Source organism: Pseudomonas sp. Emmai, assembly GCF_055179735.1.
On sequence record NZ_CM143685.1, the window covers coordinates 1,218,412 to 1,237,969 of the forward strand.

The 19,558-nt window shown below is 58.9% G+C and carries 18 protein-coding genes; 13 read left to right on the top strand and 5 right to left on the bottom strand.

Features of this window, described 5'->3' with window-relative positions:
* Window positions 1-74: 74 nt before the first annotated feature.
* Window positions 75-1,769 (bottom strand): lactate permease LctP family transporter, encoded by a 1,695-nt coding sequence (locus ACY4LX_RS05330; protein ID WP_463259371.1) that lies wholly within the window; start codon window positions 1,767-1,769, stop codon window positions 75-77.
* A gap of 261 nt (window positions 1,770-2,030) precedes the next feature.
* Between ACY4LX_RS05330 and ACY4LX_RS05335 the strand changes: the two genes are divergently transcribed.
* Window positions 2,031-2,798 carry an FCD domain-containing protein gene (locus ACY4LX_RS05335; protein ID WP_149657651.1) on the top strand — a complete coding sequence of 256 codons (768 nt, stop codon included), beginning with the start codon at window positions 2,031-2,033 and terminating at the stop codon, window positions 2,796-2,798.
* 135 nt (window positions 2,799-2,933) lie between these two features.
* Here ACY4LX_RS05335 and smpB read toward each other — a convergent pair whose 3' ends face one another.
* Complete coding sequence (gene smpB, locus ACY4LX_RS05340; RefSeq protein WP_008149046.1) at window positions 2,934-3,416, bottom strand: SsrA-binding protein SmpB; 483 nt, start codon at window positions 3,414-3,416, stop codon at window positions 2,934-2,936.
* Between the two features lie 118 nt (window positions 3,417-3,534).
* Here smpB and ACY4LX_RS05345 point away from each other — a divergent pair, with 118 nt between their 5' ends.
* Genes ACY4LX_RS05345 through ACY4LX_RS05355 form a run of 3 tightly spaced genes read left to right on the top strand, consistent with a single transcriptional unit; the run spans window position 3,535 to window position 5,687 of the window.
* The gene (locus ACY4LX_RS05345; protein WP_463259372.1) at window positions 3,535-4,938 is read left to right on the top strand and encodes a sodium-dependent transporter; all 1,404 of its coding nucleotides are present in this window, start codon (window positions 3,535-3,537) and stop codon (window positions 4,936-4,938) included.
* 7 nt (window positions 4,939-4,945) lie between these two features.
* Window positions 4,946-5,380, top strand: coding sequence for a type II toxin-antitoxin system RatA family toxin (locus ACY4LX_RS05350; RefSeq protein WP_054050071.1), 435 nt, complete (start codon window positions 4,946-4,948; stop codon window positions 5,378-5,380).
* Complete coding sequence (locus ACY4LX_RS05355; protein ID WP_463259373.1) at window positions 5,373-5,687, top strand: RnfH family protein; 315 nt, start codon at window positions 5,373-5,375, stop codon at window positions 5,685-5,687. The genes ACY4LX_RS05350 and ACY4LX_RS05355 overlap by 8 nt, the downstream gene beginning before the upstream one ends.
* A 60-nt stretch (window positions 5,688-5,747) precedes the next feature.
* On the opposite strand, the gene ACY4LX_RS05360 is transcribed toward ACY4LX_RS05355, so the two are convergent.
* Window positions 5,748-6,275: an outer membrane protein assembly factor BamE gene (locus tag ACY4LX_RS05360; protein WP_054050068.1), complete on the bottom strand. Its 528-nt coding sequence runs from the start codon at window positions 6,273-6,275 to the stop codon at window positions 5,748-5,750.
* A gap of 97 nt (window positions 6,276-6,372) precedes the next feature.
* Between ACY4LX_RS05360 and fur the strand changes: the two genes are divergently transcribed.
* Entirely contained in the window at window positions 6,373-6,777 is a 405-nt protein-coding gene (gene fur, locus ACY4LX_RS05365; protein ID WP_045060056.1) for a ferric iron uptake transcriptional regulator, read from the top strand.
* Between the two features lie 75 nt (window positions 6,778-6,852).
* Here the strand turns inward: fur and recN are convergent, their stop codons facing one another.
* Window positions 6,853-8,526, bottom strand: coding sequence for a DNA repair protein RecN (gene recN / locus ACY4LX_RS05370; protein ID WP_149657648.1), 1,674 nt, complete (start codon window positions 8,524-8,526; stop codon window positions 6,853-6,855).
* Window positions 8,527-8,767: 241 nt separating this feature from the next.
* Here recN and grpE point away from each other — a divergent pair, with 241 nt between their 5' ends.
* From grpE to ACY4LX_RS05410, 8 genes are all read left to right on the top strand, one after another.
* Complete coding sequence (grpE, locus tag ACY4LX_RS05375; protein WP_149657647.1) at window positions 8,768-9,334, top strand: nucleotide exchange factor GrpE; 567 nt, start codon at window positions 8,768-8,770, stop codon at window positions 9,332-9,334.
* A gap of 102 nt (window positions 9,335-9,436) precedes the next feature.
* Window positions 9,437-11,353, top strand: a complete 1,917-nt coding sequence (gene dnaK / locus ACY4LX_RS05380) for a molecular chaperone DnaK (protein WP_054050062.1) — start codon at window positions 9,437-9,439, stop codon at window positions 11,351-11,353.
* A 296-nt stretch (window positions 11,354-11,649) separates the two neighbouring features.
* Window positions 11,650-12,774: a molecular chaperone DnaJ gene (gene dnaJ, locus ACY4LX_RS05385; protein ID WP_095055180.1), complete on the top strand. Its 1,125-nt coding sequence runs from the start codon at window positions 11,650-11,652 to the stop codon at window positions 12,772-12,774.
* Window positions 12,775-12,783: 9 nt separating this feature from the next.
* Window positions 12,784-13,590 (top strand): 4-hydroxy-tetrahydrodipicolinate reductase, encoded by an 807-nt coding sequence (gene dapB / locus ACY4LX_RS05390; RefSeq protein ID WP_133838474.1) that lies wholly within the window; start codon window positions 12,784-12,786, stop codon window positions 13,588-13,590.
* A gap of 259 nt (window positions 13,591-13,849) precedes the next feature.
* Entirely contained in the window at window positions 13,850-14,986 is a 1,137-nt protein-coding gene (carA, locus tag ACY4LX_RS05395) for a glutamine-hydrolyzing carbamoyl-phosphate synthase small subunit (protein ID WP_463259374.1), read from the top strand.
* 118 nt (window positions 14,987-15,104) lie between these two features.
* Window positions 15,105-18,326: a carbamoyl-phosphate synthase large subunit gene (gene carB / locus ACY4LX_RS05400; protein ID WP_123516477.1), complete on the top strand. Its 3,222-nt coding sequence runs from the start codon at window positions 15,105-15,107 to the stop codon at window positions 18,324-18,326.
* On the top strand, window positions 18,323-18,799 hold the full coding sequence (greA, locus tag ACY4LX_RS05405) for a transcription elongation factor GreA (RefSeq protein WP_054050053.1): 477 nt from the start codon (window positions 18,323-18,325) through the stop codon (window positions 18,797-18,799). Before carB ends, greA begins: the two co-directional genes overlap by 4 nt.
* A 28-nt stretch (window positions 18,800-18,827) precedes the next feature.
* Window positions 18,828-19,232, top strand: a complete 405-nt coding sequence (locus tag ACY4LX_RS05410; protein WP_463259375.1) for an MFS transporter — start codon at window positions 18,828-18,830, stop codon at window positions 19,230-19,232.
* A 9-nt stretch (window positions 19,233-19,241) separates the two neighbouring features.
* Here the strand turns inward: ACY4LX_RS05410 and ACY4LX_RS05415 are convergent, their stop codons facing one another.
* Window positions 19,242-19,550, bottom strand: coding sequence for a YhbY family RNA-binding protein (locus tag ACY4LX_RS05415; protein ID WP_008005472.1), 309 nt, complete (start codon window positions 19,548-19,550; stop codon window positions 19,242-19,244).
* Window positions 19,551-19,558 lie beyond the last annotated feature (8 nt).

The window sequence follows — 19,558 nt, forward strand, 5'->3', positions numbered from 1 at the left end:
TTACAGACCGGGTTGTGAATAGCTGACGCCGGAATCGTGGTCCGGCGTCGGTTTTTTCCGAGTTACTTGTAGGCTTAGTGCACCAGCATGCCGGTGAGCCAATAGGCCTGGATGTAGGTGATCACGCCCACGATTGTTGCGAAGAACAGGCTGTGCTTGAGGGTGAAGCGGAACAGGTCCGACTCCTTGCCCACCAGCCCGGTCGCGGCGCAGGCCACGGCAATGGATTGTGGCGAAATCATCTTGCCGGTCACGCCGCCGCTGGTGTTCGCCGCCACCAGCAACACATCGCTGACGCCGATCTGGTGTGCGGTGGTGGCTTGCAACGAACTGAACAGCGCATTGGACGAAGTATCGGAACCGGTCAGGAACACGCCCAGCCAACCAAGGAACGGCGAGAAGAACGGGAATGCCGCGCCGGTTGCGGCCAGGACCAGGGCCATGGTCGACGACATGCCCGAGTAGTTGGTAACGAAGGCAAACGCCAACACCATGCCGATGGACAGAATCGGCCAGCGCAGTTCGTAGAAGGTCTCTTTCAAAGTGGTAAGACCAATTTTGAAATTGATCTTCAGCACCAGCATCGAGATCAGCGCCGAAAAGAAAATCGCCGTGCCGGTCGCGGAAATCGGGTCAAGTTTGAATACGGCTGGAAGGGCGGTCGGAGCCGTCACGATCGGCGCGACCTTGATCACCATTTGGTCCAGGTGCGGGATGGCGAAGTTGAACACCCAGCTGTACATCGAACCGCCCGCGGCAAACATGGCCTTGAACGGTTTCAGGGTCCAGATCGTGACCAGCACGGTGAGGATCAGGAACGGCGACCAGGCCTTGAAAATTTCCAGCAGGCTGTAGGGCGAAGCCACGGTGGTGCGCTTCTGGCCGAATCCTCCGACGCTGGCGGTGACCACGGACGCCGAGACGGCGCCGGCGACGTGTTGGCCGGCGGCGCGTTTCGGCTGCCAGACTTTCAGGAACAGGGTCAGCGACACCAGGCTGACCAGCGCCGAGGTGATGTCCGGCAGCTCCGGGCCGATGAAGTTCGACGTGAAGTATTGGGTCACGGCAAAGCTCAAACCCGCCACCAGTGCGGCCGGCCAGGTTTCGCGAACGCCGCGCAGGCCATCCATCATGAACACCAGCCAGAACGGCACGAACAGCGACAGCAGCGGCAGTTGGCGACCGGCCATGGCGCCGATCTTGAACGCGTCGATGCCGGTGACTTGCCCGGCGACGATGATCGGAATCCCCAGGGCGCCGAACGCGACGGGCGCGGTGTTGGCAATCAGGCACAGGCCGGCGGCGTACAGCGGGTTAAAACCCAGTCCTACCAGCAGCGCGGCGGTAATCGCTACCGGCGCACCGAAACCGGCGGCACCTTCCAGGAACGCGCCGAAGCAGAAGCCGATCAGCAGAACCTGCAAGCGCTGGTCGTCGGTGATCGACAGCACTGAGCTGCGGATCACTTCGAACTGCCCGCTCTTGACCGTCAGTTTGTAAAGGAACACCGCCGCGACGATGATCCAGGCAATCGGCCACAAGCCGTAGGCGAAGCCATACCCGGCGGCGGCGAAGGCCATATCGACCGGCATCTGGAAGGCGAAGATCGCCACCGCAATCGATAACGCCAGGGTGATGCTGCCGGCCACATGGCCTTTGAGGCGAAACACGGCCAAGGCCAGGAAGAAAAATACGATGGGGATGACGGCCGCGAGCGCGGACACGCCGAGACTGCCGAGCGGGCTGTAGAGCTGTTGCCAGGTTTGCATATGGGGTGGCCCCTAATTGTTGTTGGTCAGGCACTGTCAGCGTTCTTGGTTAATTGGTAATACCAATTTACAATCGCTGTTGGCTAGGGTAAAAGCCTTGAAGGCGGTGTGTCAATTTGTCGCCCTAAAACTTTTGTCGAATAAGCGGTGCAGAACGCATCTGAGCTGTTCGCTCAGGCGTCGTCTGGTAGGTGCTGCCGCAGCGCTGATAGGCCAGAATAGAGAGCCCGGCGAGCTGCCGGGATCGTGGAGAATTGAGTTATGGGGTTTGATCAGATTCGTCAGCGCCGTTTGTCTGACGATATTGTCGAGCGGCTCGAGGGGATGATTCTCGAGGGCACGCTGAAGTCCGGCGAGCGCTTGCCGGCCGAACGCGCGTTGGCCGAGCAGTTCGGCGTATCACGCCCTTCGTTGCGCGAAGCGATTCAGAAACTGGCGGCCAAGGGCTTGCTGGTCAGTCGCCAGGGCGGTGGCAATTATGTGGTGGATTCCCTGGGCTCGACGTTCAGCGATCCGCTGCTGCATCTGCTGGAAAGTAACCCCGAGGCCCAGCGCGACCTGCTGGAGTTTCGTCATACGCTGGAAGCGTCCTGCGCTTATTACGCGGCGTTGCGTGCTACGGATGTTGATCGCGAACGGCTGACGGCGGCGTTCGACGAATTGCAGGATTGCTACACCCGTCACGATGAGGTGAGCCGGATAGAAGAGGGCGCGGCGGATGCAAAATTCCACCTGGCCATCGCCGAAGCCAGCCACAACGCCGTGTTGTTGCACACCATTCGCGGGCTGTTCGACCTGCTCAAGCGCAACGTGGTGACCAACATTGGCGGCATGTACAAACAACGCACCGAGACGCGGGACATGCTGATCAGTCAGCACCGCGAGTTGTACCTGGCGATTATCGAAGGGCGGGCGGAGCAGGCGCGGGAAGTCTCCAGCCGTCACATTTTGTATGTGCAGGAAGTGCTGGAAGAAGTGCGTCAGGAAGTGCAGCGCATGGCTCGGGCGGAGCGGCGCAAGGGGATGTGATTTGGTCGATGGGTTTCAATGTGGCGAGGGAGCTTGCTCCCGCTGGGGTGCGAAGCTGCCCTCGCTTGGGCGACGGCTTCGCAGCCGAACGGGAGCAAGCTCCCTCGCCACAGGAGCCGGGATCAGGCCAGAAGACTAATCTTCCTTGCCCTTGTTCCGCACCGCACGCTGCAACTCGCGACCGGCGTCGCGTTCGCGCTCGGTATCACGCTTGTCGTATTCCTTCTTGCCCTTGCCCAGAGCGATCTCGCACTTGACCATGTGCTTGCTCCAGTACCAGGACAGGCATACGCAGGCGTAACCTTTTTGCTGCACGGCCGTGGCGAGCTTTTCCAGCTCGCGGCGGTTGAGCAGCAATTTGCGGGTGCGGGTCGGATCTGCGATGACGTGGGTGCTGGCCGTCATCAGCGGCGTAATGTGGCTGCCGAGCAGCCAGGCTTCGCCATCCTTGAGCAGGACATAACTGTCAACCAGTTGCAGCTTGCTTGCCCGCAGACTTTTTACTTCCCAGCCGGCCAGGACCAGACCAGCCTCGAACTTATGCTCGATGAAGTAATCGTGTCGCGCCTTTTTATTTTGCGCGATGGTCCCTGTTGGGTGTTTCTTCTGTTTAGCCATAGGGGCGGCATTATAGGGAGTTGCACGCAAGTCGGCTACGGTATCGCTACGTGCTTGAGCAGGTTGATTGAATCCCGGACAATGCGGCCTCTTTTTTGAACGCTTGGGCGTGATAACGATGTCGACAGACAAGGTTTCTGTCCACGGCAGTTGGGCTAGCCGCTGGGTCTTCATACTCGCCGCGACCGGTTCGGCCGTGGGCCTGGGTAGCATCTGGAAATTCCCGTACATGGTCGGCGTCTACGGCGGCGGTGCGTTCGTGCTCATGTTTCTGGCCTGCATCGCGTTGATCGGTGTGCCGGTCATGCTGGCCGAAACCCTGATTGGCCGCCGCGCCCGGCAAAGTCCGGCCAACGCCTTGAAGGTATTGGCGCTGGAGGCGGGGCATTCCGGGAGATGGTCCTGGGGCGCGTTCGCGGGGATGATCACGGCGTTGCTGATCCTGTCTTTCTATAGTGTGGTCGGCGGCTGGTCGCTGGATTACATCATCGACATGGGCCGTGGCGACTTTCAGGGCGTGACGGCGGATCAGGTTGGCGCGTATTTCGGCAATGTGATCGCCGATCCATGGCGCCTGACACTTTGGCACACGATTTTCATGCTGCTGTCCGCCGTGGTGATCGCCAAAGGCGTGGTCGCCGGGCTTGAGCGCAGCCTGCGCATCATGATGCCGCTGCTGTTCGTGATGGTGATTGTGCTGCTGGGTTACAGCATGACCACCGGCCACTTCATGGAAGGCGTGCATTTCATGTTCGACTTCCACCCGGAAAAAGTCCTCGACGGCTTGTTGCCCGCCATGGGGCACGCGTTCTTCTCCCTGAGCGTGGGCGTTGGTTCGATCATGATCTACGGCGCTTATATGCCGAAGAACTCGTCGATTTCCGGCACAGTGGTTGGCGTGGCGCTGCTCGATACCTTTGTATCGCTGGTGGCCGGTCTGGCATTGTTTCCGATTGTGTTCGCAGCGGGCCTGAACCCGAGCGAAGGCCCTGGCTTGATGTTCGTCAGCCTGCCATTTGCCTTTGGTAACGTAGCGTTCGGTCAGTTGATGGGCGTAGTGTTCTTCGTACTGGTGGCGGTTGCGGCCTGGAGTTCGGCGATTTCATTGCTCGAACCGATGGTGGCGTATCTGGTTGAGCGCACCAAAATCAGCCGTGCCTGGGTGACTTTCTGGCTGGCATTCATCTGCTGGTTCGTCGGTCTGGGCACGGTGTTTTCCTTCAATATCTGGAAGGAAGCCAAATTTTTCGTGAACGAAGGCGGGATGTTCCATCTCTACCAATGGGGAGCTGCTGGCGGTCTGGACTTCTTTGGTGTGATCGATTTCTTCACCTCACGGATCATGTTGCCACTCGGTGGTTTGTGTTTCGTGGTGTTTGCAGGCTGGATCATGGGGCGTGAAGCGGTGCGCGACGAGTTGTCGATCCGCAGCCCGGTTCTGTTTGCCCTGTCTTTGTTCTTGATGCGCTATGTGGCGCCCATCGGCATTCTCGTAGTGTTTGCCGCCCAGCTGTGGAAGTGACGCTGACATGACGACACATATTCAACGTTCGGCCCTGTTGCCGTACCCGGCGCAAGCCCTCTATGACCTGGTCAACGACGTGGCGCGTTATCCGGAATTCCTGCCGTGGTGCTCCGCGGCGGAGGTTCTGGAGAGCTCCCCTGAACACATGCGTGCCAGTGTCGGCGTGGCCAAGGGTGGGCTGAGCCAGCATTTCGTGACGCGCAACACCCTGGTGCCCGGGCATTCGATCGAGATGAACCTCGAGGAAGGCCCGTTCAACCAGTTGCATGGCGTCTGGGTGTTCAAGCCTTTGGGTGAGAAGGCCTGCAAGATCAGCCTGGACCTGTCGTTCGACTACGCCGGGCCAATCGTGCGGGCGACGCTGGGGCCGCTATTCAATCAGGCCGCCAATACGCTGGTGGACGCGTTCTGTCAGCGCGCCAAGCAGATGCATGGTTGAGTCGGTGATTGAGGTTGAAGTGGTGTATGCCGCCGTCGATCGTCAGGTGTTGCTGAGCGTGACGGTGCCGGCGGGTGCGACGGTTCGGGATGCGTTACGCAAATCCGGCGTAGGTGCCGAGTTTCCTGAACTGGACTTGGCCAGTTGTCCGGTCGGGATCTTCGGCAAGGCGATTGCGGATCCTGACGCTCGCGTGGTTCTGGCGGGCGAGCGCATCGAGATTTACCGCCCGTTGCTCGCCGATCCAAAAGAAGTTCGCCGCTCGCGCGCTGCCAAGGCCGCCGAGGCCAAAGCGCGAAATCAGTGATCCACTAATCGCCAGACAATAAAAAACCCGGACATGCCGGGTTTTTTATTGCGTCGCAAATTATTGCGGCGTGGTGTCCAGCGGTTCCGGACTTGGGACGGGAACGGTTTCTACGCCGTCGACGTCCTTCTGGATCTGGTCCAGCAGCGAACCTGGCTTCACCGGTTTTTCCGGTTTTGGCTTCTCGGTGTTTTCTGCAGGAGCGGTCACGGTAGTGCCGGGTTCCTTGCCGAGAATGGCTTCGTCGCGGCTCACGCCAGGCATGAAGTCGCCTGACAGGCTGACGAGCTGGTCATTAGGGTTGAAGATAACGCTTATGCGTTCCTGTTGGCGTTCACCACCACCCGGTTGCAGGCTATACAGGTAATCCCAGCGATCGGCATGGAACGTGTCGGTCAGCAGAGGGTTGCCCATGATAAACCGTACTTGCCGACGGGTCATTCCCGGGCGTAACTGGTCTATCATGTCCTGCGTGACGACATTGCCCTGCTGGATGTCGATTTTGTAAACCCCGGGGAATGAACAACCGGCGAGTGCGAGCAGTCCCACGAAGGTGAAACTGGTTAGCAAGAGCTTGGTGTTTTGCATCGGTGGGCGACTTCCACTATCTTGGCTGGGACAACGTAAACGCCGATCATACCCGCATTAAGAGAAGCTGCGAAGCAGCATCGCGAGAAAGCTGACCATGGTTGAAAATAGCGAACTACGAAAAGCCGGCCTCAAAGTGACCCTGCCACGGGTCAAAATTCTGCAAATGCTCGATTCCGCCGAGCAACGCCACATGAGTGCCGAGGATGTCTACAAGGCCCTGATGGAGGCTGGTGAGGACGTCGGTCTGGCCACGGTTTACCGTGTACTGACTCAGTTCGAGGCAGCTGGCCTTGTGGTGCGACACAACTTCGACGGCGGTCACGCGGTCTTCGAACTGGACGACGGCAAGCATCACGACCATATGGTCGACGTCGAAACCAGTGAAGTGATCGAATTCTTCGACGAAGAAATCGAGCGTCTTCAGAAGGCGATCGTCGATAAGTACGGTTTCGAGATGGTGGATCACAATCTCGTGCTGTACGTACGCAAGAAAAAGTAAGTATGTCGCGCGAACAGGATGTTCGCGAAACGAGCGAAGGCGACCCCAGGGTCGCCTTCGTGCTTTCTGCCGCGCTTAAATTTTCGCGGTGATGACCATTTTCTTCGCGTGAGCCAGGGATTCCTTCGTGAGATCGATGCCCCCGAGCATGCGCGCGACTTCTTCGACACGATGGGTTTTGCTCAACTTGGACACCGCCGTGTGGGTGGCATCTTCGCCGCGCACTTTGTGCACGAATAAATGCTGGTGACCTTGCGCCGCCACTTGCGGCAGGTGAGTGACCGTTAATACCTGCCCGCGCTCCCCGAGTCGTCTCAGCAACTGGCCGACGATCTCGGCAGTCGGCCCGCCGATGCCCACGTCCACTTCGTCGAACACCAGAGTTGGAACCCGGGAGGTCTGTGCGGTGATGACCTGGATCGCAAGGCTGATTCGGGACAGTTCGCCGCCCGACGCCACTTTCGCCAAGGCTTTCATCGGTTGTCCGGGGTTGGCGCTGACCAACAGTTCTACCTGTTCAAGTCCATTGGGCAGCAATTCGTTGCTGGTATTGGGGCGTAACTCGATGGTGAAGCGCCCGCCGGGCATGCCCAGACGCTGGATTTCCTGTTCCACCGCGCTGGCCAGACTGCCTGAGGCTTGATGGCGCAGGTCGCTCAGGTCGCGCGCCTTCGCTTGATAATGACGGGCATAGGACGCCAGTTCATCGCTCAGGCGTTCGATGGATTCGTCGTTGGCATTGAGAGTTTCGATTTCATCCAGCAGCTTTTGCTGCATCTCGGCGACTTCGGTTGGCTGGATGCGGTGTTTGCGCGCCAGGGTGTAGATCGCGTCGAGACGTTCTTCCAGGTATTGCAGGCGTGCCGGGTCGGCGTCGAAGTTATCGAGGAAGCGGTTCAGTTCGCCGACGGCTTCTTCAACCTGGATCTGCGCACTGGTCAGCAGGCTGCTGGCCTCCCCCAGGGCGCTGATCGAGTTGTTCACGCTCGACAGCCGGTTGAGGCTGGCGGTCAGTGCGTTGAGTACATTGCCGGAATCACTTTCGCTGCATTGCTCGACCACTTGTCGGCAGATGCCTAGCAGCGTTTCCGCATTGGTCAGGTTCTTGTGTTCCTGTTCCAGTTGCTCCAGTTCGTTTTCGCCGAGGCCGAGGTTTTCCAGCTCTTCAAGTTGATAGCTCAGCAATTGGTGGCGAGCACGCTGCTCGTCGCCGGAGTTGGAGAGGCGTTCCAGCTCCTGACGAGTCTGGCGCCAGCGCTGGGCCGCCAGCTGAACCTGGCGGGCAAGGTCCGTGGCGCCGGCGTACTCGTCGAGCAAGCGGCGGTGGGTATCGGTCTTGAGCAGGGATTGGTGTTCGTGCTGGCTGTGGATATCGATCAGCAATTCGCCCAGAGCCTTGAGATCGCCAAGCGGGCAGGGCGTGCCGTTGATATAGCCGCGTGAACGGCCTTCAGCGGTGATCACCCGGCGCAGGATGCACGGGCCGTCGCTTTCCAGGTCGCGTTCGGCCAGCCAGGCACTGGCTTCCGGGATATCGATCAGGTCAAAGGTCGCCAGGATATCGGCCTTGTCGGCGCCGGGGCGAACCACGCCGCTGTCGGCGCGATCGCCCAGGGTCAGGCCCAGGGCATCGAGCATGATCGACTTGCCGGCGCCGGTTTCCCCTGTGATCACGCTCATCCCGCGATCGAGTTCGAGATCGAGATGTTCAACGATGGCGTAGTTGTGTACGGACAGGTGCACCAGCATAAAGGCCGCTCCCAGGCTTTAGGTCTGGTTATTTATACAGTGTTTTATTTGTGGCTGACAATGCCCTCGCTTAGCTCGTTTTGCTTGATCCGACGAAATCGTTAGCGCATCAGGGAATGACAATGCAGTGCTTTTTGTAGGGTTAATCACCGCAAACCCCTTGAAGCTGAATTTTGCGACCCCATATAGCTGGGCAGAAGCGCGAGTTGAGCTCGCGGACGTTATTGAAAGGAGAAATTCTATGGCTGACGAACAGACAGTGGATACGCAAAATCTCGACGCCGATCAGGCCGCCCAGGTTTCGGGTGATGAACTGGCGGCGCGTGTACAAGTGCTCGAAGAGCAACTGGCGGGTGCTCATGATCAGGCTTTGCGTGTAGCGGCTGATCTGCAGAACGTCCGCCGTCGCGCCGAGCAGGATGTCGAAAAGGCTCACAAATTCGCGCTGGAAAAATTCGCCGGCGACCTGCTGCCGATCATCGACAGCCTGGAGCGTGGCCTGGAGTTGTCCAATCCGGATGACGAAAGCATCCGCCCAATGCGCGAAGGCATCGAGCTGACCCTGAAAATGTTCCAGGACACCCTGAAGCGTTATCAGTTGGAAGCAATCGATCCGCATGGCGAACCGTTCAACGCCGTTCATCATCAGGCAATGGCCATGCAAGAAAGCGCCGATGTCGAGCCGAACAGCGTGCTCAAGGTGTTTCAGAAGGGCTATCAGCTTAACGGTCGTTTGCTGCGCCCGGCCATGGTTGTGGTCAGCAAGGCACCTGCGCCGGTTTCGCCTTCGATTGATGAGCAGGCTTGAAATCAGCCGCAAGGCCCCCATTTATAAGTCAAGCGTTTAAGTGCTACCGCAGTTAGCCACCACTGCTGCGGCAACCAAATCCAAAGTTTCGGGAGAGTTAACATGGGCAAAATTATCGGTATCGACCTGGGGACCACCAACTCCTGCGTCTCCGTGCTGGAAAACGGCGTAGCCAAAGTCATTGAAAACGCTGAAGGCGCGCGTACCACGCCGTCGATCATCGCTTACGCCAACGATGGTGAGATCCTCGTTGGTCAATCGGCCAAGCGTCAGGCTGTGACCAATCCGCACAACACCCTGTATGCGGTGAAGCGTCTGATCGGTCGTAAGTTCGACGAAGAAGTCGTACAGAAAGACATCAAGATGGTCCCGTACAAAATCGCCAAGGCTGACAACGGCGACGCATGGGTTGAAGTGAACGGCCAGAAAATGTCGCCGCCACAGATCTCGGCTGAAATCCTGAAGAAAATGAAGAAGACCGCCGAAGACTACCTCGGCGAGCCAGTGACCGAAGCGGTGATCACCGTTCCGGCCTACTTCAACGACAGCCAGCGTCAGGCCACCAAAGACGCCGGCCGCATCGCGGGCCTGGACGTTAAACGTATCATCAACGAACCCACCGCAGCCGCTCTGGCTTACGGTATGGACAAGGCGAAGGGCGATCACACCGTGATCGTTTACGACTTGGGCGGCGGTACTTTCGACGTTTCCGTAATCGAAATCGCTGAAGTCGATGGCGAGCATCAGTTCGAAGTGTTGGCCACCAACGGTGACACGTTCCTGGGTGGTGAAGACTTTGACATCCGTCTGATCGACTACCTCGTCGACGAATTCAAGAAAGAAAGCGGCATGAACCTCAAAGGTGACCCGCTGGCCATGCAGCGCCTGAAAGAAGCCGCTGAAAAAGCCAAGATCGAACTGTCTTCGAGCAATTCGACCGACGTGAACCTGCCGTACATCACTGCAGACGCCACCGGTCCTAAGCACTTGAACGTGAAAATCTCCCGCGCCAAGCTTGAAGCGCTGGTGGAAGACCTGGTTCAACGCACCATCGAACCTTGCCGCATCGCTCTGAAAGACTCCGGTATCGACGTTGGCGCAATCAACGACGTGATCCTGGTCGGCGGTCAGACCCGTATGCCACTGGTTCAGAAGCTGGTGACCGAGTTCTTCGGTAAAGAAGCGCGTAAAGACGTGAACCCGGACGAAGCCGTTGCCATGGGTGCTGCTATCCAGGGCGCGGTATTGGCCGGCGACGTGAAAGACGTTCTGCTGCTGGACGTCAGCCCACTGACCCTGGGTATCGAAACCATGGGCGGCGTGATGACCGCGCTGATCGAGAAAAACACCACGATTCCTACCAAGAAATCGCAAGTGTTCTCGACTGCCGACGACAACCAGGGCGCTGTGACTATTCACGTGCTGCAAGGTGAGCGTAAGCAAGCGGCTCAGAACAAGTCCCTGGGCAAGTTCGACCTGGCCGAGATTCCACCAGCGCCACGTGGCGTGCCACAAATTGAAGTGACCTTCGACATCGACGCCAACGGCATCCTGCACGTAGGCGCCAAAGACAAGGCCACCGGCAAGACTCAGTCGATCGTGATCAAGGCTAACTCGGGTCTGTCCGAGGAAGAAATTCAGCAGATGATTCGCGATGCTGAAGCCAACGTCGACGCCGATCGTCAGTTCGAAGAGCTGGCCGCTGCCCGTAACCAGGGCGATGCACTGGTTCACTCGACGCGCAAAATGGTCGCTGACGCTGGCGACAAAGTAAGCGCTGAAGAGAAGACTGCAATCGAAGCAGCCGTTGTTGCCCTGGAAGCCGCCGTCAAAGGCGACGACAAGGCTGCAATCGACGCCAAGGTTGAAGAACTGTCGAAAGTCTCCGCGCCAGTGGCTCAGAAAATGTACGCCGAACAGGCCCAGCCTGCTGAAGGCGCTGCACCGCAAGGCGAATCGGCTGAGAAGGCTGACGACGTCGTCGACGCTGAGTTCGAAGAAGTCAAAGACCACAAGTAAGTTGTTGGTCGGCCGGTTGACTGCCTTTGGGCGGTGACTGGTAGGATGTCGCCGCGCGGGAGCTTGCTCCCGCGTTGGCGTGTCTGGAGTTAGCGATTTTTTACAGCATGCGACAACGCTCGGGTGCTGGCGGTATGGCCGGGAATGCTCCTGCTTTTCGCGCCGAAAGTACCGCAATGAACAAAGACCAGGATCGTTGAATTGACGTGAGTTGGGTCCGGGCCTGTATTGGGGCTCAACGAGTTTGGCGAAGCTCAGGAGGGGTTTGCCGAACGTCCTTAAGAGTGCAAAGACTTATGGCAAAGCGTGACTATTACGAAGTATTGGGTGTTGAGCGCGGCTCAAGCGAAGCAGACCTGAAAAAGGCCTACCGTCGCCTGGCGATGAAGCATCACCCGGACCGTAATCCCGATGACAAAGCATCGGAAGACATGTTCAAGGAGGCCAACGAGGCCTACGAAGTGCTGTCCGATTCCAGCAAGCGCGCGGCTTACGACCAGTACGGTCATGCCGGTGTCGACCCGAGCATGGGTGGCGGCGGTGCCGGTTTTGGCGGTCAGAACTTCTCCGATATCTTTGGCGATGTCTTCAGTGACTTCTTCGGTGGTGGTCGCGGTGGTTCTCGTGGCGGCGCTCAGCGCGGCAGCGACCTGCGTTACACCCTGGAGCTGAACCTGGAAGAAGCGGTGCGTGGCACGACCGTGAATATCCGCGTTCCGACACTGGTCAACTGCAAGCCTTGCGACGGTTCGGGGGCCAAGAAAGGCTCCTCGCCGATCACCTGCCCGACGTGCGGCGGTATCGGTCAGGTCCGTATGCAACAAGGCTTCTTCTCGGTGCAGCAGACCTGCCCGCGCTGCCATGGCCAGGGCAAGATCATTTCCGATCCGTGCGACTCCTGCCACGGCGAAGGTCGCGTCGAAGAGTACAAAACCCTTTCCGTCAAAGTGCCGGCCGGTGTTGATACCGGTGACCGCATTCGCCTGTCTGGCGAAGGCGAGGCGGGCGCCCAGGGTGGTCCAACTGGCGACCTGTACGTGGTGATCAACGTGCGCGAGCACGCGATCTTCCAGCGCGACGGCAAGCATCTGTTCTGCGAAGTGCCGATCAGTTTCGTCGACGCGGCATTGGGCGGCGAGCTGGAGATTCCGACCCTCGATGGTCGGGTCAAACTGAAAATCCCGGAAGGGACCCAGACCGGCAAACAGTTCCGTGTTCGCGGCAAAGGCGTTGCGCCGGTGCGTGGCGGCGGTGCGGGTGACTTGATGTGTCGCGTGGCGGTGGAAACCCCGGTCAACCTGGGTCGTCGTCAGCGTGAATTGCTCGAAGAGTTCCGCAGCTCCCTGGCGGACGACAACAGCCATTCGCCGAAAACCACCGGTTGGTTCGAAGGCGTGAAGCGCTTCTTCGGCGATTTGTAAGGAGTGAACATGCGACGTATTGCGGTGATGGGCGCTGCCGGGCGCATGGGCAAAATCCTGGTCGAAGCGGTGCAGCAACGCGCACCGTTGACCGGCCTGACGGCGGCCATCGTGCGTCCTGGCAGTACGCTGATTGGCGTGGATGCCGGGGAGCTGGCTTCCTTGGGGCGTATTGGTGTGCCGTTGTCCGGGCATGTAGAAGCGGTGGCTGAAGAGTTCGATGTGTTGATCGACTTCACGTTGCCGGAAGTCATGCTGAAAAACCTGGCGTTCTGCCGCAAGGCGGGCAAAGCCATGGTGATTGGTACGACCGGGCTGGACGCGGCGCAGAAGCAGCTGCTGGCCGAGGCGGGCAAGGATATTCCGATCGTGTTCGCGGCTAACTTCAGTGTGGGTGTGAACCTGTCATTGAAGCTGCTCGACATGGCGGCTCGTGTGCTGGGCGATGAGGCGGATATCGAAATCATCGAAGCGCATCATCGGCACAAGATCGATGCACCTTCCGGCACGGCGCTGCGCATGGGTGAAGTCATCGCCAGCGCGCTGGATCGTGATCTGCAGAAGGTTGCGGTTTATGGTCGTGAAGGCCATACCGGCGCTCGCGAGCGCGAAACCATCGGCTTTGCCACGGTTCGCGGTGGTGATGTGGTGGGGGATCATACGGTGCTGTTCGCCTGCGAGGGTGAGCGCCTTGAGATCACGCACAAGGCATCAAGCCGCATGACCTTCGCCAAGGGCGCGGTGCGTGCTGCATTGTGGCTGGACGGGCGTGAGCCTGGCCTCTACGACATGCAAGACGTACTCGACCTGCGTTAAGATGCGCCCGAAATCGGGTTCAAACCTTGCGTTTGAGCCCGGTTTTACACTGCCAAGCGACGTCCTGTCGCATTCCCCGGCCTTTAAGGCTCATTGGCGGTAGACCAAAAAAGCCTTTTTCTGTAAGCTACAGCTTTAGTGTGTCCACTAAAAGCGCGCAGAATTATTCGGTGAAGAAGCGGGGTGACGTGTCCATACGTCACTCCGCTTTTTTACAACCTGCGATCGCCCTTTCAGGCTTTATTTACGGGAGGTCTTCTTGACTAAGCCAGCCATACTCGCCCTTGCTGATGGCAGCATTTTTCGCGGCGAAGCCATTGGAGCCGACGGTCAGACCGTTGGAGAGGTGGTGTTCAACACCGCCATGACCGGCTATCAGGAAATCCTTACCGATCCTTCCTACGCCCAACAGATCGTTACCCTGACTTACCCGCACATCGGCAACACCGGTACTACACCGGAAGACGCCGAGTCCGACCGCGTCTGGTCCGCTGGTCTGGTCATCCGTGACTTGCCACTGGTTGCGAGCAACTGGCGTAACACGATGTCCTTGTCCGATTACCTGAAAGCCAACAACGTTGTGGCTATCGCTGGTATCGACACCCGCCGCCTGACACGCATCCTGCGTGAGAAAGGCGCGCAGAATGGCTGCATCATGGCCGGCGACAACATCTCCGAAGAAGCCGCCATCGCCGCTGCCCAGGGCTTCCCTGGCCTCAAGGGCATGGACCTGGCGAAAGTCGTCAGCACCAAAGAGAAGTACGAGTGGCGCTCGACTGTCTGGGACTTGAAAACCGACAGCCACGCGACCATCGACGCCTCCGAGCTGCCTTACCACGTGGTGGCCTACGACTACGGCGTCAAGCTGAACATCCTGCGCATGCTGGTCGCGCGCGGTTGCCGTGTGACCGTGGTGCCAGCCCAGACTCCTGCTGCTGACGTTCTGGCGCTGAAGCCGGACGGCGTGTTCCTGTCCAACGGCCCTGGTGACCCGGAGCCTTGCGACTACGCAATCCAGGCGATCAAGGACGTGCTCGAAACCGAGATTCCGGTGTTCGGCATCTGCCTCGGTCACCAACTGCTGGCCCTGGCCTCCGGCGCCAAGACCCTGAAAATGGGCCACGGCCACCACGGCGCCAACCACCCGGTCCAGGACCTGGACACCGGCGTTGTGATGATCACCAGCCAGAACCACGGTTTTGCGGTAGACGATGCGACCCTGCCAGCCAACGTCCGGGCGATCCACAAATCGCTGTTCGACGGCACCCTGCAAGGCATCGAGCGTACCGACAAGAGCGCCTTCAGCTTCCAGGGTCACCCTGAAGCCAGCCCTGGCCCGAACGACGTAGCGCCTCTGTTTGATCGCTTCATCAACGAAATGGCCAAGCGACGCTAATCGCTGGCACTGATGCAGCAAAGCTTGAGGGAGGTCCTGACACCAGCGACCCCCTCAAGGCTTAACAGATTGAACAAGACGGCTTGCCGACTGACCTGCGGATTTGAGTGACAAACCCATGCCAAAACGTACAGACATAAAAAGCATCCTGATTCTCGGCGCTGGCCCGATCGTTATCGGCCAGGCTTGCGAATTCGACTACTCCGGCGCCCAGGCCTGCAAAGCCCTGCGCGAGGAGGGTTACCGCGTCATCCTGGTGAACTCCAACCCAGCGACCATCATGACCGACCCGGACATGGCCGACGCCACGTACATTGAGCCGATCAAGTGGCAGACCGTTGCCAAGATCATCGAGAAAGAGCGTCCGGACGCGCTGCTGCCGACCATGGGTGGCCAGACTGCCCTGAACTGCGCACTGGACCTGGAGCGCGAAGGCGTTCTGGAGAAGTTCGGCGTAGAGATGATCGGCGCCAACGCTGACACCATCGACAAGGCTGAAGATCGCTCGCGCTTCGACAAGGCGATGAAATCCATCGGCCTGGACTGCCCGCGCTCGGGTATCGCCCACAGCATGGAAGAGGCCAACGCAGTGCTCGAGAAGCTTGGCTTCCCGTGCATCATCCGTCCGTCCTTCACCATGGGCGGCACCGGCGGCGGCATCGCTTACAACCGCGAAGAGTTCGAAGAAATCTGCGCCCGTGGTCTGGACCTGTCGCCGACCAAAGAGCTGCTGATCGACGAATCCCTGATCGGCTGGAAAGAGTACGAGATGGAGGTTGTCCGCGATAAGAAGGACAACTGCATCATCGTCTGCTCCATCGAAAACTTCGACCCGATGGGCGTGCACACCGGTGACTCGATCACTGTTGCGCCAGCACAGACCCTGACGGACAAGGAATACCAGATCATGCGTAACGCCTCGTTGGCGGTACTGCGTGAAATCGGCGTGGAAACCGGCGGTTCCAACGTCCAGTTCGGCATATGCCCGGACACTGGTCGTATGGTCGTGATCGAGATGAACCCGCGTGTATCCCGCTCTTCGGCGCTGGCCTCGAAAGCCACTGGTTTCCCGATCGCGCGTATCGCTGCCAAGCTGGCGATCGGCTACACCCTGGACGAGTTGCAGAACGAAATCACCGGCGGCGCTACGCCTGCGTCCTTCGAGCCGTCGATCGACTACGTCGTCACCAAGCTGCCGCGCTTCGCCTTCGAAAAATTCCCGAAAGCCGACGCACGCCTGACCACTCAAATGAAGTCGGTCGGTGAGGTCATGGCCATCGGCCGGACTTTCCAGGAATCCCTGCAGAAAGCCCTTCGCGGTCTGGAAGTGGGCGTTTGCGGCCTGGACGAGAAGCTCGACCTGAGCAACCCGGAAAGCATGAGCGTGCTCAAGCGCGAACTGACCGTGCCAGGCGCCGAGCGTATCTGGTACGTGGCTGACGCCTTCCGCGCCGGCCTGTCGGTCGAAGACATCTTCGGCATGAACATGATCGATCCATGGTTCCTGGTGCAGATCGAAGATCTGATCAAGGAAGAAGAGAAGGTCAAGACCCTGGGTCTGGCCAGCATCGACCGCGACATGATGTTCAAGCTCAAGCGCAAGGGCTTCTCCGACATGCGTCTGGCCAAGCTGCTGGGTGTGACCGAGAAAAACCTGCGTCGCCATCGTCACAAGCTCGAAGTGTTCCCGGTCTACAAGCGCGTTGACACCTGCGCGGCCGAGTTCGCCACCGACACTGCCTACATGTACTCGACCTACGAGGAAGAGTGCGAAGCCGCGCCGACGGGCCGCGACAAGATCATGATCCTCGGCGGCGGTCCTAACCGTATCGGCCAAGGCATCGAGTTCGACTACTGCTGCGTACACGCGGCACTGGCCCTGCGCGCCGACGGTTACGAGACCATCATGGTCAACTGCAACCCGGAAACCGTATCCACTGATTACGACACCTCCGATCGCCTGTACTTCGAGCCAGTGACCCTGGAAGACGTGCTGGAAATCTGCCGCGTCGAGAAGCCAAAAGGCGTGATCGTCCAGTACGGCGGCCAGACCCCGCTAAAACTGGCGCGAGCCCTTGAAGAAGCCGGTGTACCGATCATCGGCACCAGCCCTGACGCCATCGATCGCGCCGAAGACCGCGAGCGCTTCCAGCAAATGGTTGAGCGCCTGAACCTGCGTCAGCCGCCAAACGCCACCGTGCGCAGCGAAGACGAAGCGATTCGTGCCGCTGCCAAGATCGGTTACCCGCTGGTGGTTCGTCCGTCCTACGTACTGGGCGGCCGCGCGATGGAAATCGTCTACGAAGAAGAAGAGCTCAAGCGCTACCTGCGTGACGCGGTGAAAGTGTCCAACGACAGCCCGGTGCTGCTCGACCACTTCCTCAATTGCGCCATCGAAATGGACGTGGATGCAGTTTGCGACGGCACCGATGTGGTGATCGGCGCGATCATGCAACACATCGAGCAGGCGGGCGTTCACTCCGGTGACTCTGCGTGCTCCCTGCCACCGTACTCGCTGCCTGGCCACATCCAGGACGAGATGCGCGAACAGGTCAAGAAAATGGCTCTGGAGTTGGGCGTTGTCGGCCTGATGAACGTGCAATTGGCGCTGCAAGGCGAAGACATCTACGTCATCGAAGTCAACCCGCGCGCTTCTCGTACCGTACCGTTCGTGTCCAAGTGCATCGGTGTTTCCCTGGCCATGATCGCGGCTCGCGTGATGGCTGGTAAAACCTTGAAAGAAATTGGCTTCACCAAGGAAATCATTCCGAACTTCTACAGCGTGAAAGAGGCGGTGTTCCCATTCGCCAAATTCCCTGGTGTGGACCCGATCCTGGGCCCAGAGATGAAATCCACCGGTGAAGTGATGGGCGTGGGCGACACCTTCGGCGAAGCGTTCGCCAAGGCCCAGATGGGTGCCAGCGAAGTGCTGCCGACCGGCGGTACCGCGTTCATCAGCGTGCGTGACGACGACAAGCCACTGGTTGCAGGCGTGGCGCGTGATCTGATCAACTTGGGTTTCGAAGTGGTTGCCACTGCCGGCACTGCCAAGCTGATCGAAGCCGCAGGTCTGAAAGTGCGTCGTGTGAACAAGGTGACCGAAGGTCGTCCGCACGTGGTCGACATGATCAAGAATGACGAAGTCACCCTGATCATCAACACCACTGAAGGTCGTCAGTCGATCGCTGATTCCTACTCCATTCGTCGTAATGCCTTGCAGCACAAGATCTACTGCACCACCACCATTGCTGCTGGCGAAGCTATCTGCGAAGCGTTGAAGTTCGGTCCCGAGAAGACCGTGCGCCGCTTGCAGGACCTACACGCAGGATTGAAGGCATGATCAAATACCCAATGACCGTCCAGGGCGCCAAAGCCCTGGAAGAAGAACACGCTCACCTGACCAAGGTCGTCCGTCCGAAGCTCAGCCAGGACATCGGCACCGCTCGCGAGTTGGGCGACCTGAAGGAAAACGCCGAATACCACGCTGCTCGCGAGCAGCAGGGTATGGTTGAGGCGCGGATCCGTGACATCGAAGGCCGCATGCAGAACGCGGTGATCATCGATGTCACGACCATTCCTCACACCGGTAAAGTGATTTTCGGCACCACCGTTGAAATCGCCAATGTCGAGACCGACGAAACCGTTACTTACCACATCGTGGGTGAGGACGAGGCTGACTTCAAACTGGGCAAGATCTCGGTGGGTTCGCCTCTGGCTCGCGCCTTGATCGCCAAGGAAGAGGGTGACGTGGTTGCCGTGAAAACGCCGAGCGGCGTTATCGAGTACGAGATTGTCGAAGTCCGCCACATCTGAAAGAAGGCGCCCGCTGCGTGCGGGCGTCATGCTTTGGCAGTTGGCTCAGATGCTGTGGGTCGGCGGCTTGTGGTTGTTGCACATCGGTTTGCTGCCGGTGCTGGGGAAAATTGGCCTGGCACCGCTGCTGATCGACGAAATTACAGGCATGCTGGATGCGCTGATGGTCGGTTTCGCCACAGCGTGTGTGATTTTTCAGGCTTTGGTGCTGATTCAGGCCGAGGGCCTTGTCAGTCTATGGCGGGATATTCGCGGGCAACTGCTGTTGATGGCGTTGTATGCGTGCGGGATGTTTTTCATCGTGCGCATGGGCTGGCCGGAGGCGGTGCGCTGGGAAACGTTCAGCTATCTTGTTCTGGGGTTTTCCGGGCTGGTGCTGGTGTTGCAACCGGTGCCTGGATGGAGTGGCAGGGTGCGCGAAGCACACCCTTGACCCTTGCCATCACTTGAAGCGATGGACGTTCGACAGCTGCTTGTTGACGCTGAAGTTCTTGCGGTAAATCAGTGCCATCTTGCCGATGACCTGAACCAGGTCCGCTTTGCCGACCTTGCACAGTTCTGCAATGTTGGCCAAGCGCGATTCGCGATCGAGGATGTTGAGCTTGATTTTAATCAGCTCGTGATCCGCCAACGCGCGTTCAAGTTCGGCTAACACACCTTCAGTCAAACCGTTATCAGCCACAGTCAAAACTGGTTTCAGATGGTGGCCAATGGATTTGTACTGTTTCTTCTGCTCTTGAGTGAGCGGCATAATCTGAC